General features: G+C 33.9%; 15 protein-coding genes. 12 read left to right on the top strand and 3 right to left on the bottom strand.

Features of this window, described 5'->3' with window-relative positions; all coding sequences use genetic code 11:
* Positions 1-2 precede the first annotated feature (2 nt).
* The 9 genes from VB248_RS08875 (at position 3) to VB248_RS08835 (ending at position 8344) form a co-directional block, all read left to right on the top strand.
* Positions 3-764, top strand: coding sequence for a LytR/AlgR family response regulator transcription factor (locus VB248_RS08875; protein ID WP_323296409.1), 762 nt, complete (start codon positions 3-5; stop codon positions 762-764).
* A 108-nt stretch (positions 765-872) separates the two neighbouring features.
* Entirely contained in the window at positions 873-1625 is a 753-nt protein-coding gene (locus VB248_RS08870) for a hypothetical protein (RefSeq protein ID WP_323296408.1), read from the top strand.
* A gap of 145 nt (positions 1626-1770) precedes the next feature.
* Positions 1771-2742 (top strand): DUF6268 family outer membrane beta-barrel protein, encoded by a 972-nt coding sequence (locus VB248_RS08865; RefSeq protein ID WP_323296407.1) that lies wholly within the window; start codon positions 1771-1773, stop codon positions 2740-2742.
* 97 nt (positions 2743-2839) lie between these two features.
* Positions 2840-3238, top strand: a complete 399-nt coding sequence (locus VB248_RS08860) for a DUF2147 domain-containing protein (protein WP_323296406.1) — start codon at positions 2840-2842, stop codon at positions 3236-3238.
* Complete coding sequence (locus VB248_RS08855) at positions 3223-4542, top strand: TolC family protein (RefSeq protein WP_323296405.1); 1320 nt, start codon at positions 3223-3225, stop codon at positions 4540-4542. The genes VB248_RS08860 and VB248_RS08855 overlap by 16 nt, the downstream gene beginning before the upstream one ends.
* The gene (locus tag VB248_RS08850) at positions 4539-5621 is read left to right on the top strand and encodes an efflux RND transporter periplasmic adaptor subunit (RefSeq protein ID WP_323296404.1); all 1083 of its coding nucleotides are present in this window, start codon (positions 4539-4541) and stop codon (positions 5619-5621) included. Before VB248_RS08855 ends, VB248_RS08850 begins: the two co-directional genes overlap by 4 nt.
* Position 5622: 1 nt before the next feature.
* On the top strand, positions 5623-6867 hold the full coding sequence (locus VB248_RS08845) for an ABC transporter permease (RefSeq protein ID WP_323296403.1): 1245 nt from the start codon (positions 5623-5625) through the stop codon (positions 6865-6867).
* A gap of 9 nt (positions 6868-6876) precedes the next feature.
* Positions 6877-7557: an ABC transporter ATP-binding protein gene (locus VB248_RS08840; RefSeq protein ID WP_323296402.1), complete on the top strand. Its 681-nt coding sequence runs from the start codon at positions 6877-6879 to the stop codon at positions 7555-7557.
* 25 nt (positions 7558-7582) lie between these two features.
* A complete protein-coding gene (locus tag VB248_RS08835) occupies positions 7583-8344 on the top strand; it encodes a hypothetical protein (RefSeq protein WP_323296401.1) in 762 nt (253 codons plus the stop codon).
* 90 nt (positions 8345-8434) lie between these two features.
* Here the strand turns inward: VB248_RS08835 and VB248_RS08830 are convergent, their stop codons facing one another.
* Positions 8435-9670, bottom strand: coding sequence for a DUF819 family protein (locus VB248_RS08830; RefSeq protein ID WP_323296400.1), 1236 nt, complete (start codon positions 9668-9670; stop codon positions 8435-8437).
* Positions 9671-10035: 365 nt separating this feature from the next.
* Between VB248_RS08830 and VB248_RS08825 the strand changes: the two genes are divergently transcribed.
* The gene (locus VB248_RS08825; protein ID WP_323296399.1) at positions 10036-13326 is read left to right on the top strand and encodes a UvrD-helicase domain-containing protein; all 3291 of its coding nucleotides are present in this window, start codon (positions 10036-10038) and stop codon (positions 13324-13326) included.
* 198 nt (positions 13327-13524) lie between these two features.
* Positions 13525-14580, top strand: coding sequence for a TlpA disulfide reductase family protein (locus tag VB248_RS08820; protein WP_323296398.1), 1056 nt, complete (start codon positions 13525-13527; stop codon positions 14578-14580).
* Between the two features lie 131 nt (positions 14581-14711).
* On the opposite strand, the gene VB248_RS08815 is transcribed toward VB248_RS08820, so the two are convergent.
* The gene (locus VB248_RS08815) at positions 14712-15458 is read right to left on the bottom strand and encodes a hypothetical protein (RefSeq protein WP_323296397.1); all 747 of its coding nucleotides are present in this window, start codon (positions 15456-15458) and stop codon (positions 14712-14714) included.
* 63 nt (positions 15459-15521) lie between these two features.
* On the opposite strand from VB248_RS08815, the gene VB248_RS08810 reads away from it, so the two are divergent.
* The gene (locus VB248_RS08810) at positions 15522-16403 is read left to right on the top strand and encodes an EamA family transporter (protein WP_323296396.1); all 882 of its coding nucleotides are present in this window, start codon (positions 15522-15524) and stop codon (positions 16401-16403) included.
* Between the two features lie 185 nt (positions 16404-16588).
* Here the strand turns inward: VB248_RS08810 and VB248_RS08805 are convergent, their stop codons facing one another.
* The gene (locus tag VB248_RS08805; protein WP_323296395.1) at positions 16589-17002 is read right to left on the bottom strand and encodes a QcrA and Rieske domain-containing protein; all 414 of its coding nucleotides are present in this window, start codon (positions 17000-17002) and stop codon (positions 16589-16591) included.
* Between the last annotated feature and the right edge of the window lie 427 nt (positions 17003-17429).

Here is a 17429-nt window from a genome sequence, read left to right as displayed (position 1 = left end):
AAATGCAAATTCTAATACTTGAAGATGAAGTAAAAGCTGCAAGAGAATTGCAGAGAATGATTGTGGAAATAATACCAGAAGCTGAAATAGTGGCTTGTCTTTTTTCAGTAAAATCAGCGATTGAATGGTTTCAGAAAAATCAAGAGCCTACACTGATTTTTTCAGATATACAACTGGCAGATGGTTTATGTTTTGATATTTTTAAAAAAGTATCGGTTAAAACTCCTATTATTTTTTGTACAGCTTTTAACCAGTATGCCATTAATGCTTTTGAAGCCAATAGCATCGACTATCTTTTGAAGCCCATTGATGAAGAACAATTGAAAAAATCAATCAATAAATTTAGGGCAATCAAAGATTATTTCAGCGAAAGCCAAGTTTACTATCAAAAAATTGAACGAGTATTGGAAGAGTTGAGCCAGAGCCATAAAACTACTTTTTTGGTACATCAACAAGATAAAATTATCCCGATAAAAACCGAGGAAATAAGTTTTATTTATTCAACCGAAGGCGATACAAAGTTTTATACACTTCAAAATAAAATCTTTCAAACAAGCCATACTTTGGATGCCTTAGAAAAGCAATTATCCAATAAATTGTTTTATCGGGCAAATCGCCAATTTATCATTCATCGAAATTCCATTTCGGTTGTTCATCAATACTTAGGAAGAAAATTGTTGGTGAAATTGAAAAGTGATACGCCTGAGAATATTATTATTAGCAAAACCAAAGCCTCAGAATTTTTAAAATGGTTTGAGGTTTGAATCTGACAGGTTCACCGCCCAAAATGTCCATTCTATTGCTTTGTCGGATTTTTAATCAAAATGGCTATTTATTTTTGAATCGTAATCACAAAAACAAAGCTAATTACGATGAAAATAACAATTGAAAATCAACAAATGACCACATATTGGAAATTGTGTCTAATACTATTGTTGGGTCTATTTGTATTGTCTTGCAAAAAAAACGAAAGCGAAATAATAGAAGGAGTATCTACTGATGAAGCGGTTGAGATAATCAGTAAAGCAATTTCTTCAGAAAGCTATGGTTTAGTGTCCAATATCACAGAGGCTTCTGAAAAGGCAAAATCGACAAAGGTTTATACCGAAGCTCCTACGATTAATTGTGGACAGGGCTATCAAAATAATTTTACTGCCGATGAAAGCACCAACAATTATTCATACAATTACTCAATAAACGCTACTTATTTATTGAATTGTACTGCTGCTAAACTTCCACAGGCTTTTACCTATACCCACAATTTGAAAGGTACTTATGATACCAACCGAATGGAAAGCGATGATACAGCTCAATCTTCTTTTTCGATAACTGGCTTAGAGGTTCAGGCAGATAATGCCGTTTTGAATGGTGAATATAACCGCACTGGTAGCCAAGATTATACATTGGCAAATGCCAAAGAATTTGATAGTAAAACAAGTGTTATTGTCAAAAATATCAACCTTAATAAAGTAACGGCAGAGATTCTTTCAGGAACAGCCAGTGTAAATTTAGAAGTAATTTATATGAGTAAAGCGTATAAATTTTCTGGCAATATTGTTTTCAATGGAAATGATTCTGCTACTATAACGGTAAATGGAGCAACTTACACGATTCAATTAGACTAAAAACAGATTAACCTAACCCTTGTATTGCCTGGAAGCGTTTCTATTAGAGACGCTTCCTTTACCAAAAGGAAAGCAATTTTAAACCTAAAAGCTGTTGGGTACAGTTACAATTGAATTATTCCAAATTATTCTAAAACCTCAAAAAATGTCGAATAAGTATCTTATTTGGGCGGTCGCCTTGTTGTGTTCAACATCATGTCTTGGACAAGCTTTTTCTCCGAGATTAATTTTAAAAAATGATTATGTAGGCAATACTGAATTAAAAGATAGCGTAGGAGAGTATCAAAAAAGTGCTATTAAAATCGGTTTTGTACTTCCAGTTTTTGCCAAATTACGGCAAAATACAAAGGTCGATAAACCATCCTTTATGGCGGTTCTTGTGCATGGAATGTACGGACAAACCCAAATGCAGATGAATCCCTATTTTGAAAAAAGAACATTCCATGACATAAGCTTAGGCTCGTCATTGATTCGCACAAGTAGGGGTGAAAATGTACTGATAGCCTCCTTACGCTTTAATATTTTTGAGGATGCCTTTACGATAAAAGAAAATATCAGCATTTTGCCAACCGCCTTATTACTTTATAGAATCACCAAAACGAACAATACTTCCTATACTTTTGGGGGAACATATAACTATACATTGGGTTATGGACTGCCCATTCCTTTGTTGGGTCTGAGCCATAATTTTTCAGCGAAAACTAAACTCAATTTGATGTTGCCATTAAGTGCAAATTTTAGTTATCATCCAACGAATGAATGGTTTTTTCAGGCTAATTTAAAACCTGCTGGAGGTCTCTCTTACTTTAATACCGACAAAAGTAATTTTCTTAATTCAGAATCAAGAGTACTCCTCCGCAATCGGGCTTTAAGGCTTGGTTTAAAGTCTGCGTATAGCATAAAGGGTTTGTCTTTTATACTTGAATCAGGATTGCTCTTCAAAAATTCTGTCACAATTTCAGATACAAAAAGTGACTTATTTCAAGCTAAAAATCCCTATTTTGAATCATCCATAAAGCCTCAATCATATTTTTCTTTGGGTATTCAATTTTCACTCAGAGGCTCTGATGCCAAGAAAACCGACCCATCGGGCTTAGATTGGCTTGGCTTTGATTGATATTCGATTCAACTTTTGGTATAAGAGTTCAATGTTTTCCTGTGATACTTTCTGTTTCACAGATGGGAATTTTTTTCATCAACTTAATTCAATAATAATGAATAAAATAAAAATTTTATTGGTGTTTTTCGTATTCACAGGTTTTCGTTCCATGCCCTATCAATCTGAGGGAGATAAAATTATTGGGATTTACCTCAACGAACAAGGAAATGCAAGGGTAGAAATGTATCAAAAATCTGGGAAATATTTTGGCAAAGTAGTATGGGTTAATCCGAACGCCGCCCAAAATAAAGAAAAGGGGAGGTCAATTTTAGGCATGACAATCGTCTCGAACCTTGTTTACGAAAATCAAAAATGGATCGGAGGGAGTATTTATAGTCCTTTGAAAGAGCAAACAGCCGCCTGTGAAATGAAAATAGCCGATAACGGTAAAGATTTAATGGTAACGGTAAAAAAAGGCTTTCTTTCATCAACTAAAATTTGGAAAAGATTATGAAAGAAATGTTGGCACAAATAGTTTTATTGTTACTCGGTTTTCAGAGTGTAGCACAGAATGAAAGTAAAATTTTACTGCAAGATGTTGAACAAGCAATTCAGCTGGGCTTAAAGAATAATGCAGATATAAACTTGATTCGACTGCAAAAAATGAAGGCGAATTACCAATTACAATTAAGTACTGCTTCCAAACTTCCAGTGATTATGGCTACTTTTTCGGGGCAAGCCAGTTTACAATTAGCCACTACTCCCTTACCGGGTGAAATTTTTGGACAGCCCGGTAAGAGTATAGATGCACAATTTGGTAAAAAATATAATTATAATACTGGTTTAGGTTTGCAGTGGAATATCTTAGATTTTCAGGCAAATAAAAATATTGAAGTAGCAAGATTAAACGCTGAAATCCCCGAAAGTCAAAAGGAGGGACTCCAGCAACAAGTGACAACTCTGATTACTCAGTATTACTACACAGCTGTAATTTCAAAAAAAGCGATAAAAATCGCCAGCCAAGATTTACAAGTATTAGATAGCGTTATTGTACTCACAAAAGACAAGTTCAACAAAGGACTCATAGACCAGATGAGTTTCAACCAAGTACTGCTGAATAAACTGAATGTTGAGAACACTAAAAATTCATCAGAAAAATTGCTGGCAAGTAGTCTTAGTCATTTACGTTTATTATGTGGAGTTAGCCAAAATACCTCTTTGGAAGTAGCTGAATTAACACCAACATCCATATCGTTTCCGAAAGTATTGAAAGCTGATGCAGATTTAAAAGTATTACAAGTTCAATATGATTTGAGCCTCAGAAAGTTAGCTTTTGAAAAGTCTGCCCATTTCCCTAAAATTAGCCTAAATGCCTATACAGGAAAACAACAATATAGAGATGATTTTGGCATTGCTTTTCAACAAAAGAGCTGGACAGATTATAGTTTTGTTGGGATTGCCATCAATGTTCCGATTTTTATGGGAACGACCCTTCGGACAAAAGTAAAAATTGCCAAAACAGAGAGTTTGCTTGCACAGCAAACCTTGAAGGATGCAATTGATAAATCACTCAACAAAGACCAGCAGCTTTTTGATGAATGGCAATATCATTCAACGGCTCAAGTACTTGCTTATCAATCTTTTGTTATTTCAAAAGAAAATAGTGAACTGATGTATAAAAAATTTGAACAAGGCTTAGTCTCGTTGGATGTATATCAAATTTCTTTTGATAATTATCTCAAAGCAGAGATGAGTTACCTCAATTCATTGATTAGTTTATACAGCAGTTTTGCCACAATTAAATCAAGAATCCAATGAAAATAAAATATCTTTTAGTAATACTTTCAATTACTTTTTTGACTGCCTGCGAAGGCGTAGAATCTACTTTTCCTGCCCGAAAAAATATACTTAATGCGGTTTTCGCCAGTGGAAGTATCGAGGCTGAAGATGAGTACATAGTTAGCTCAATGACTGATGCTTTTATTGACGCATCTTTTTTCAAGGAAGGTGATAGTGTTCGTAAAAATCAAGTACTTTTTAAGTTAAATAAAGAAACATCAGATATTCAGCTCGAAAATTCAAAGCTCATACTTGAAGATGCACTTGCCAAATCGAAGCCCAATTCTCCGCAAATCACACAATTGAATATACAAATAGAACAAGCAAAAGCACAAGTATCATTAGATAAAAAAAACCTTGAAAGATATAAGACTTTGGTACTTTCAAAGGCAGTTTCACAAGTTGATTATGAACGAATGAAACTGCAATTTGAGCTTTCAGAACATAATTTGGCATTGTTAGAGAAAAACAAGGCGGAGGCTTTGATCGCCCTTTCACTGAATGTGGATAATGCCCAAAACCAAGTAAAACTTCAAAGTTCAAATAATCGTGAATATCTCATTAAAGCCGACTATGATTCACAAGTATTGAAGGTTTTTAAAAATGAAGGAGAGTTAGTGCGGCGTGGAGAGTCATTAATGAAATTGGCATCTGGAAATTATATCATAAAACTATTGATTTCAGAAGATGATATTCATAAAGTAAAGTTGAATCAAAAACTTATGGTTTCTTTAAACACGCTCAGAGAAAATACTTTTGAAGCAATCATTACAAAATTGCATCCAGCTTTCGATACTCAGCAGCAGTCTTTTATTGTTGAAGCAAAATTTACTCAAAAGCCTGAATTTTTATTAGTTGGTACACAGCTGCAAGCGAATATTGTAGTAGGACAAAAAAACAATGCTCTTGTTATCCCGAATACTTATGTATTACCAAATAACAAAATTTTAGTAGATAAAGAGAAAGAATTGCCAGTAAAGACAGGTTTAAGAAGTGGCGAATGGGTAGAGATATTGAGCGGAATAAATGAATCAACCCAAATTTATAAACGAAAATAAGATGATAGAAAAAACAAATCTTAAAATTGCTTATGCACATCTTACTTCACGAATCAAACAATCAATCATTGCAGTATTGAGTGTAACTTTTGGGATTTCAATGTACGTGTTTATGAATGGATTTATGAAAGGAGTAAACGATGCCCAAACCGACCTCGCTTTTAGCACTTTGGCACATATAAAAATCTATAATGACTTGCCTGTTGATAATTCTAATTTGTTGAAAAAAAACATCAACAATAATACAATCGTGCATATCAGTAACCCCAAAGTTATCCAATATACAGAAGGAATAATCAATGCCGAACAAACGATTGATGCCATAAAAAAAATACCTGAGATAAGTGGTATTGCTCCGCAGCTTAATATCAATGTGTTTTTTAGAAATGGTTCAACAAAAGTGAATGGATTGTTGTCAGGTATTGATACTCAAAATGAAGATTTACTTTTCGGAACAGCAAAATATGTAATTCAAGGTTCATGGACAATGCTTAATACACAAACCGATGGAATGTTAATCGGTAAAGGTTTAGCCCAAAAACTCAGTCTTTCGCTGAAAGATAATATAAGTGTTACAACGGCAGACGGGATTGCTAAGAATTTTAAAATTGTAGGTATCGTTGAAACAACCTTAGCAGGTGTAGATAATCAGAAAGCTTACATAAGGATTAATGCAGCAAGGCAGTTACTCTCTAAAAATGCCAGTTACGTCAGTGATATTCAGATAAATGTAAAAGATTTTAATAAAGCACATCTGGTAGCACAAAAAATGAAAGAATACACTCAATATAAAGTAGAACCTTGGATGGAAGCCAACGGGCAGCTCCAAGCGGCAAATGGGCTAAGAGAAATAATTGCTGTTGCAGTATCACTTACGATACTCTTAGTGGCGGGTTTTGGTATCTACAATATTATGAATATGACGGTGAATGAAAAAATTAGAGAAATCGCTATTCTAAAAGCGATGGGTTTTGACGGAAACGATGTCGTCCAAATTTTTCTTTCGCAATCTATCGTAATAGGCATTTTAGGCGGTTGGGTGGGTATGGCTTTAGGCTATACCATTTCATTACTGGTTGGAAAAATTCCTTTTCAAATTGCTTCATTGGATACTTTACCTGTGGCAAGCGATGCTAAAGATTATTTATTGGCTTTTGTATTCGGGTTAATGACCACCTTCGTAGCGGGTTATTTACCAGCAAAAAAAGCCTCAAAAATTGACCCCGTAGAAATTATTCGTGGATAAAACTATTTTATGAAAGAGACAATCGCACTCAGCGTAAATCATTTACAAAAGTACTTTTACGTACCCAATAAGTTTCAAGTACTTAAAGATTTATCATTTGAAGTAAAAAAAGGAGAGTTTTTATCCTTAATTGGGAAATCTGGCTCTGGAAAATCTACTTTATTGTATATTCTTTCTACTATGGACACCGATTATCAAGGTGAACTTTTTATCAATAACGTCTTGCTTACAGGAAAAAAACAAAATGAATTAGCTGCATTCCGTAATTCAAATATTGGCTTTGTTTTTCAATTTCATTATTTATTGCCCGAGTTTTCTGTTATCGACAATGTGATGTTGCCTGCTTTAAAACTAAAAACAAAATCTTATGATGAAATCAGAGCCAAAGCAATGGAAAACCTCAATTTGTTAGGTTTAAAAGAACAAGCAGAAAAACAAGCAAATAAATTATCGGGTGGTCAACAGCAAAGAGTGGCTATCGCTCGTGCTTTAATCAACGACCCAGCAATTATTATGGGGGATGAGCCAACGGGTAATCTTGACTCTAAAAATACCCAGATTGTCTTTGAAATTTTTAAAGAACTCGCAAAAGAAAGAGGACAAACCATTATAGCGGTCACCCACGATGATGATTTTGCTGCTAATTGTGATAGAATTATTGAATTACAAGATGGAGTATTATTAAAATGAAGTATTTAAAATCACATGGTTTAAGATGAAATTATCAAGAATAATCCTACTTTTCCTTTCTTTCTGTCCTTTCCTCTGTACTGCACAAGAAGAATCAGACTGGGAAACACAAATAAGTATAAAAACACAATTTCCGATACAGCACGCTTTGGGTATTGAGTTTATTAGTCCAATTGGTTTGTCTTCTTATTTTGGATTAGGACAATTGTCAAGGAATTATACTGTTTTGGCAACAAATGCTTTACCTGCAAAAGACGAGAATCAAGCTGAAAGACAGCGGTTTATCAAAGATAAAATGAAAAATGGTTCTGTATTTGAAGTTGGGATGAATTATTATTTCGGGAAAAAAAGAAAATTATATTCGGGCGTAAATATTCAATTTCAACATTTCACTTTACCTGCCACGCCAAAAGAACTTTTTGAAAAATATAATTTTGGAGATCAATTAGCCCTCCAAAACGACCTTGATGATTTACTTGATAGACCCATAGTCCAGAATTTTTTTGAAAATACCCTACTTACTCCTAATGTAAATCCAATTCAATTAGGCTTTTTATTGGGCTTTTCTATCAAAATAGGAAAGTCTGAAAAGCTTTTTTTAAATCCGGAACTTAATTATCAAATTAATCTATACACTAAAACTAAAGTATCAGCCAGTAATCCTATCGGTAATATTTTGGTAAACAATATTATTAACCCAACCATCAAACAAGGAAGCGAAGAAAGCTTTGGCACTTTTAAATTACCATCCATAAGTTTAAAATTTGTGTATAGATTTTCAAATTAAAGTATCAACATTATTTTTTGTTCAATCTGATTATATAGAAGAATAGCGTTTATACAAAATACAGTTTATGGTTAAAATCAAATTTACTTCTCATTCTAAAACTATCCATTGCATCATCAAACCAGTCAAGTAACCACAGTAAGTACCGAGTGCATAGCCTAAAATAGCCAATATAACGCCCACAGAAGCCAATGAAGGATGAAAAGCCGCTGCTACTACCGAGGCAGAGGCAGCACCGCCTACATTTGCCTGTGAGCCTACTGCTGTAAAGAAGTAAGGAGCTTTGGTTAAATAGGCAGCAATTAAGGTAAAACTTGCATGAAAAAGCATCCAAATAATGCCTACTAAAAAAAGCTGTGGTTTCTCTAAGGCAGCGAAGATGTTCATTTTCATGCCAATGGTGGCTATAAGAATAAACAGAAATATCGAACCAAATTTGGATGCTCCCACATCTTCAATTTGTTTTGCTTTGGTCTGAGAGAGTATTAATCCAAAAATAGTGACTAATGAAATTACCCAAAAAGAAGAGGAAGTAAGACTAAACTTTTTGAGGTTTGGATAATTGTTTTCGATAAACGGAACTATCGTATCTGAACAAGCGTGAGCGATAGCTGTTGCTCCAAAACCAATAAATAAAATCTTTAAAATGTCTTCTACGCTTGGATTTCGGGCATTTTCTTTGGCTCTTTTTTCAATTTTCTGGCGTACTTTATCCACAGCACTGGTGTCTGCACGAAAGAATTTATCAATTTTTGTAGCGTGACCAACGCCGTACAATAATAAAGCTAACCAAAGTTCTGCCGTAAGTACATCAACGGCTATGGCTTGCGAAAAAATCTCTGCTGAGGGATTAAAAACTTCTCGTAAAGCCGTCTGATTGGCACTTCCTCCAATCCAACTGCCTGCAATAGTTGCCAAACCTCGCCAAGTTTCTCCAGAAACTGTTTCTGGACTAATCATTTTTACAATCCAAAGTGACGCAGGCCCGCCTACCATTACGCCCAAAGCTCCTGCTAAAAAAACAATAATGGCTTTCCCGCCTAATTGTTTCAATGCCTGAAAATCAATATTGATGGTAAAGTACAAAAGACAAGCTGGCAACAAGTATTTAGAGGCTACATCGTACAATTTAGAATTTTCGCCATCTACAATATGAAAAGCGTTTAATAAACCGGGAACGAAATAACAGACTAAAATACTTGGGAAAAAAGTATAGAAACGTTTCCAAAAACGATTCTCTAATGAAGAAGTATAAAAGGTAAAATAAATAATACCAAGCAGTATTCCGAAGATAACAGCGTCGTTTGTAATAAATGTTTGTTGCATGATGAGAGATTATGATAAACAAATTTACGGGCTTTTTGTAATTTGCAATAAGATTTAGAGGAAAGAGACAAGAAACAAGAGAAAAGACGCAAGAAGCGAGACATGAGACGCAAGATAAAAGACATAAGAGTAAAGACTCTTGCCGTGGTTTGTGTTTCACAAACCACCAGTCGAGATGTTCAGTAGAGACACTGAACCTGACATTTGACATGATTTTGATAAATTGACAAGTACTATGCAAAAGATAGATTGTCTGTCATTTCTTTTGAAATGCTATTCTAAATCTTTTTCTCTTGTGTCTTTTGTCTTGCTTCTTTCATCTAAATAAATCCCAAATCCGACATCTGAAACCCGAAATCAAAAAAATGCAAAGCCCGAAATTTAAAATATATTCTTCTTCTGCTGGTTCTGGAAAAACCTATACTTTGGCAAAAGAGTACATCAAATTAGCCCTTAAAACTACTTCGCCTTATTATTTCAACCATATTTTGGCAGTGACTTTTACTAATAAAGCCGCTGGTGAAATGAAAGAAAGAATCTTGAAGTACCTGCATCAATTTGCTTCTGATGATTTGCAAGACCGCAAAGAATCGGAAGGACTTTTGAAGCAAATTTTGGAGGAATTACAAGAAGAAGGCATTGAAATAGATGAAGAAGAGTTGCGTGCAAGAGCGTCTAAGACCTTTAAACATATCATTCATGAGTATGCCAATTTCTCTGTTTCTACGATAGATTCATTTGTTCAAAAAATCGTGTCGGCTTTTACAGAAGATTTAGACTTTCCTTTCAATTTTGAAGTAAATCTTGATGCCGAGGTACTCTTAGATGCGGCGGTTGAGCAATTATTACAAAAAGTAAATACAGAACATTTTGAGCAAATTACTTTAGCCATCAAAAGTTTTGCGATGGAAAAGGCGGATGAAGGAAAATCATGGAATGGTTTGGCTGGAGAATTGGCTGGTTTTGGAAAAAATCTTTTGTATGACCAACATCAAAAGGCTATTGACAATATTGCGAATTTAGAAGCGGAGGATTTCCTACAAATAGAAAAACAAACAAAGGCTTACTGCGAGTATGTAGAAACTAAAATCAAAACTATCTCACAAATAGCCTTAGAAAGTATAGATTCGGCTGGCGTAACCATTGGCGATTTCTTCCAAAGTCGTTCGGGCGTGGGAGTTTATTTTCATAAATTACAAAATGATGTGTTTTCCTCGCCAAATTCTTATGTGATGAAAGCCGTAGAGGAAAATCAATGGTATTCTAAAACACAAAAAGGAGGAATCAAGGCGGCGATTGATGGTATTGCAGATGAGTTAAGTATTTATTTATCTAATATTTTTTCAATTCAGGAGACTGAAAAATCAAAATATATACTCTTCAAAGAGATTCTTAAACAGACCAAAAAATTAGCTTTGTTGAGTCAGTTAAAAAAAGAAATTGCCGCCATTCAAAATGAAACGGGACAAATACATATTTCAGAATTTAACCGTAAAATTTTTGAAATCGTAATGAAAGAACCCATTCCGTTTGTATATGAGCGTTTGGGCGAAAAATATAATCACATTCTGATTGATGAATTTCAAGATACTTCAACGCTACAATGGCATAATTTTTTGCCTTTGGTAGAAAACGCTTTAGCAAACGGACATTTCAATCTGGCAGTGGGCGATGCCAAACAATCTATTTATCGTTTCAGAGGTGGCGAAATGGAATTGATTGTGCATTTGCACAAAAACAATTTAGAAAGATTGGTGGAAGGTAACGAAGAAAATGATTTCTTGATAGAAAGATATGCCAGCATTCGTCCATATTTAAAGCCCGAAAACCTAAGTACTAATTACAGAAGTACTCAAGAGGTTATCACATTTAATAATGATTTATTCAATAAAATTAAAGCTTTAGAAGAAAATCTAAGTATTGCTCCAAGTTTACCAACGGTTTATAACGAATACTTTGCTCAACAATTACCGCCAAAACCCAAAGAAGGCGGTCATGTAGAAATTGATTTTCTACAAGGAGAAGTAGAAGACGAAATCATGTTCGAGCGTGTCATGGCAATTATTGAAGAAGTACGGAGTGCAGGTTATAATTATTCAGACATTGCCATTTTATGTAGAAAAAATAAGCATGGACGCATCGTAGCAAATGCTTTAAAAGAGAAAAATATCGACGTTGTTTCGTCGGATTCTTTAAATTTAAGTGCTTCTGATGCTGTTAATTTGGTGATTTCTTTGATGAAAGTCGTGCAAAATCCAGAAAATACTTTGTCGAAGTATGAAGCCATTTATTTATTTTACCGAGTAGTTTTACATAGAATCCCTGATACACAAGATAATCACTTTATCAAAGAAGCCATCGAGTCTGGAGACATAGCTTTGTTTTATGAATTGATAGAAGACGAAGGCTACGCTTTAGCATCTTTTGATTTACAGCAAATGGCTTTGTATGAAATCGCCGAAAAGATTATCAATACTTTCAGTCTTTTTGAACATCACAAAGAATTAGATTTCCTCTTTCGCTTTTTGGATGTTATCCTTGAATTTCAGACCAAGAAGAGTACGCATCTTACCGATTTCTTACAATTTTGGGAAGCCAAAAAAGAAACGCTTTCAATCTCTACGCCCGAAGGACAAGAAGCCGTAAACGTAATGAGTATTCACAAATCTAAAGGTTTGGAGTTTCCTGTGGTAATTATTCCTTATTGTCACTGGACGACCGATACAGGACTAAGAACTGAAATTTGGGCAAATTTACCGATAGAAGACGAGCTAACAATTGTCAGTCATTCTTCAGAAAAAGCAGATAAAATCTTACAAAATGCTCCTTTAAAAGTAGCAAAAGCTTTAGAACAAACTGCCGTAGTAAAACAATACAAAGAAGAAAAAGAAAAGACTTTTTTAGAAAGTTTGAATATGCTTTATGTGGGACTTACTCGCCCGACAGATAGATTGTATTTAATTGTAAAGAAAAATATCAAAGATTTTAACAAAACCGTTGGTAATCAATTGTATCAATTTATCAATTGTCCGCCGATTGCAGAAGACGAAAACCATTTTGAAGTCATTTATCAAGGCGAAGCCAAAAAGCAAAAAGATAAAAAAGAAAAAGTAAAGGATTTGATAGAAATCAGTGCCATCACCAGTTTTGAAAGAAGCAATAAAGTAAAACTAAGACAAAGTGCTGAACGCCTTTTTGACCTAAAAACTTTTGAGAAAAGTAAAGATTATGGTAATAAAGTCCATGCCGCTTTTGCGAAAATCAAGACATATCATGATACTGATTATGCTTTACAAGAGATTTTGCGAGAAGGTTTGATAACAGCGTCGGAAGTAGCAGGGTTAAAGCATACTTTAAAAAATATCATGAGCTTGCCAGCCATCAAACCACTTTTTGAAGTAGCAGAAGAAGCCATTAAAAACGAAAGAGAGATTCTGATGCCAAAGGGAAAGCCACTTCGTCCAGATAGAGTAGTCAGACTCAAAGATAAAATCGTGATTTTGGATTATAAAACAGGTTCAAAATCAGATTCACATAAAACACAAGTGAGACAATACATGAATATCTACCGAGAAATGGGTCATGCCAAAGTAGAGGGAATATTAGTGTACTTAGAAGAAAAAGCAAAAGATGAACAAGTGGTGGAGGTGGATTGATTAGATATATTAACTACTCTCTTGAGCTGCATAGTTATTGTTGTAGAGTATTTTAACAGTGCAAACAAATCAATATCGCTCCACAAAACAAATAAAAATAATCACCATTAAACACTTAGTAATGCATCTAATTCATAGAATAACAAGGTGATAGATGTGCAATATCAATAAATCTATCAACTCAAAAAAAATAATTTTATGAAAAAACTAATCCTATTCTTTATTTTACTTATTACTTCCATTACAGTTCTTGCACAAAACTCAACGATGAAATCTTTTCGTTTGGAGGGTACGGTTTTAAATACTGATACACTTTCTGAAGTGGAGATTACAATATTTGGGAAGAATTCGCTTACTACGCAAAAGGCTAAGGTAATCAGTGGAAAATTTGTTTTTGAAGGAGGCTTGAATAACCCATGTTTGGCTCTTATTTATACGAAAAAGATACGTCAAGCTTTTGGGGTTTGGTTGGTAAATGATACGATTCAAGCGGATTTTGAAATTAAAAAGAGGGAATCTGGCTCATTATATTTTCACACACAGAATATCAGAGGAAACCAGGAGTCAATAGATTATATTTCACAAATTGAGCTAAGAAATGCTATTCAAAGAGAAAAAGTATCTGAAAACCAAAGAAAAAAACTTGTATATCATTTTTTGGAAAGCTATGTAAGTAAACATAAAGACTCTTATTTGTCATTGCACAATCTTTCTTCTGAAATCGAATTTGGAGGTTGCGATTTATCCAGTTTAGAAGATTTATTTGAGATGCTTTCTGAGGATGTTAAAAATTCTCAAGATGGTAGCTATTTCAAAGAGAAAATTGCAAAGTATAGAAAAAATGCAGTTGGAAATCGTATTCCAAACTTTACTCTTCCTGATGTAAATGGGGATTCTGTCAATATCAAGTCTTTATTGAAAAAATATACAATTATTAGTTTTTGGGCTTCTTGGTGCGGGCCATGTAGAGCTGAACATAAATCTCTTTTAAAGGAGAAAAAATTTTTCCTTGACAAAGGTGTGAAATTCATAGGAATTGCTTTTGATGATAATCCCAAAAAATGGAAAGATGCTATAATAGCTGATAAAATTGATTGGTGGACTAATTTATCCGACCTTAAAGATATGTCTGAAAGTAAAATAGCAACATTATTTAAAATCAATAGTATCCCATTTATGATTTTAGTTGATGAGGATATGAAAATTTTAGCGGTTAATTACCTTGATATTTTGAAAATATTAAAAGAGAAATAGTAGCAAAAATCCTTTAAAGCTACGAAAAAGCGTGTTCATAGCTTTAAAGGATTTTTGATATTTATTGTAAATAATGATTTCGAAAAAAGCAAAGCACAGTATCGTTTAAATAATACTACAGAAAAATGGTTTTATCTATTTTCTGAATCATTCAAAAAATTCACTAAGCTTGTTACGTCTTTTACTTCTTTATAGGATAAATCATTTTTTGACATAAAATCATCTGCTGTTTTGAATTTATCTCCTAAAATCTGGGCTAAAGCTTTTTTTCCTGAGATAGGATATAGCTTTTTCCCTATCTTAAATGCCATTTTCCCTTCTTTGATAACTCGAATGTCTTTTGAACCTGTATTTAAGGCTGGAGAATAATCGGGTTTTTTAACGATTACTTTATAATGTAAATACAACCCGTAATTTCCTGCAACAATTTCTTCAACCAACCCTGTCTGATAAGTATCTGATTCAAATTCTTTTACATTTACTAAAAGTGTTTTTGTGCCATCTTTAATTGTTTTTACTAAATCAACATCAATAATTTTGGTTTGAAAATCTACTCTGAATTCAATTACATTATCTTTCAAGTTAATTCTACAAGGAATATCATTAATGGAATCTAATTTTGTAGTTCCGAGGGGTGTATTGATGGTTTTTGGGTAAAACTTTACATTATATTTGTGCCAATCGGTATCGTAATAGGCTGTTCCTACAACTTCAGAGGTTGAATTATCAAAACCATAAAATGTTCCTGATGAGGAATTACTTACTTTTAAGTCGCCAGTTCTGAAACGGTCTTTCACATTTTCTTGAATACTTTCATTGTTTTGGCTAAAACTTACGTAGCTAAGTATGCAAAAGAGGAGGCAAATTTGTATTTTCATAAGTCTATAAATATTTGTATGACTAATTTAGTGATTTTTGTCTATTAATCAGATTTTTATCCTTTGATAATCTCTATCCTAATAACTTCTTTTGTTGTTCTAAGAATTCTTTCCAATCCGCTTGGAAATGTTTTTCAAAAACAACTGACTACTAATGGAAATCATCCTTTGTTGGTGAATTTCCTTACTTATCTTTTGCTGTCTTTGCTTTGTGTTTTGCTGTATTGGGCTTTGCCTCCACAAAATTTTTCTTTTGATTTTTGGTTCTATGCCTTACTGGGTGGAATTGTAGGAGCTACTGGAAATGCTTTTTTAGTAAAAGCCTTAGAAAAAGGAGAACTATCGGTAATGGGGCCTATCAATGCTTACAAATCGGTAATTGGAATGTTGGTAGCGGTGCTTCTGCTCGGTGAAGTTCCGAATTTTTGGGGGATTTTTGGGGTAGGAGTAATTATTTGTGGGAGCTATTTTGTGCTGGATAGTAAAGACGAACCTTTTTCTTGGGCTTTACTGAAAAATCCTGCCATTCAATTTCGGATTTGGGCAATGATACTCACGGCGATTGAAGCTGTTTTTGTAAAGAAAGTAATTCTTGCGTCTTCTACGGCTTATGCTTTTATTTGTTGGTCTGTGTTTGGTGCTTTTTTCTCTTTTTTACTGCTACAATTTTACAGCATCAGTATTAAGCATGAATGTAAAAAAATAGCTTCTACTGATTTTTCAAAATATCTGTTATTGGTACTCTGCGTCGGCACAATGCAGTTTACAACCAATTATACCTTCGAGTATATTCCAGTCGGTTATGCTTTATCGCTTTTTCAACTTTCAAGTATTGTGAGTGTACTCTTGGGTTATCGGATTTTTCAAGAAAGAGAAATTTACAGAAAACTAATAGGTGCAGTGTTGATGATGATTGGCACGGTTATGATTATCCTTTTAAAATAGTTAAACCTTGGCGATGAATTAAGTAGTGATTGTTGATTTAAGCATCTAATAATCAAATGCTTTGCTTAAATTATCTTCATTAATCAACTCGTAGCTAAGGTTTTTTATTAAGGTTTTGACTGTCTTAAAAACTTGAAAAATAAAATAGAAAAACTAATCCCTGTTTATTTTAAAGTTTTAATCAACTATGAAAGTGTTAGAGTCGTTCCACTCACCGTTACGGTATATTGCGTTAGGCTTTTGGTAGCAGGGCCTTTGGTTACTGCTCCTGTGGTGCTAAAAGTAGCTCCGTGGTTCGAGCAATAGAAAACGCCATTTCCTTGATAAATAACAGTTGTTCCTTCATGTGTACAAGCTTTTGATAATGCTACAAATGAAGAAGCAGTGTTACCACTGGCAATTCTTGCCACAATAATTCCGCCCGAATAAGTATAATTGCCAACACTGGTGATGTTACTTGTGAGGTCAATCGAAACGCTACTTGGGGTAACAGCTTCGCTACTTGAAGAACAAGATGTGAGTACAGCCATTAGGGCTGCTCCACCCAAACCTAAACTTTTAAGAAAATCTTTTCTGCTGATTGATTCTTCTGATAACATTGCTTAGTGATTTTAATGTGAATATTGAAAAGTGCTGTACTTAAAGAGTATTTTTTAAGAAGTAATACGTGTTTTTGAGGCATTTCATTGCCTGAGTGTAAATTATATTTTTTATAAACGTCTTTGCTGAGTGAGAGGTAAGTATGATAAGATACATTGTAAAAAGCCACAATCCGAAACCCGAAATTTAGAACGTGATTTTGATCAAGATTGTTTGCTGTAAAAATAAAATTGGCAGTGAAAAGCTTCCACTGCCAATTTTAAAGTAGTAATTGGTAAAAAGTGATTGGTGATTAGTATTTTATTTGGACACTATCCCATATTTTGTGTAAGTTGTTTTTTGAATTTCAATTGTTTTTGATTCTTTGGTCAAAAATAAGGTAAAATTGGTTGATAATAATTCCCCAGTTCTGGATTGGTTTTGTCC

Origin of the sequence: Arcicella rigui (assembly GCF_034929435.1) — a bacterium.
GTDB lineage: Bacteria > Bacteroidota > Bacteroidia > Cytophagales > Spirosomataceae > Arcicella > Arcicella rigui.
Note: the sequence above shows the minus strand (reverse complement) of the source record. Positions and strands in the feature narration are given on the sequence as shown.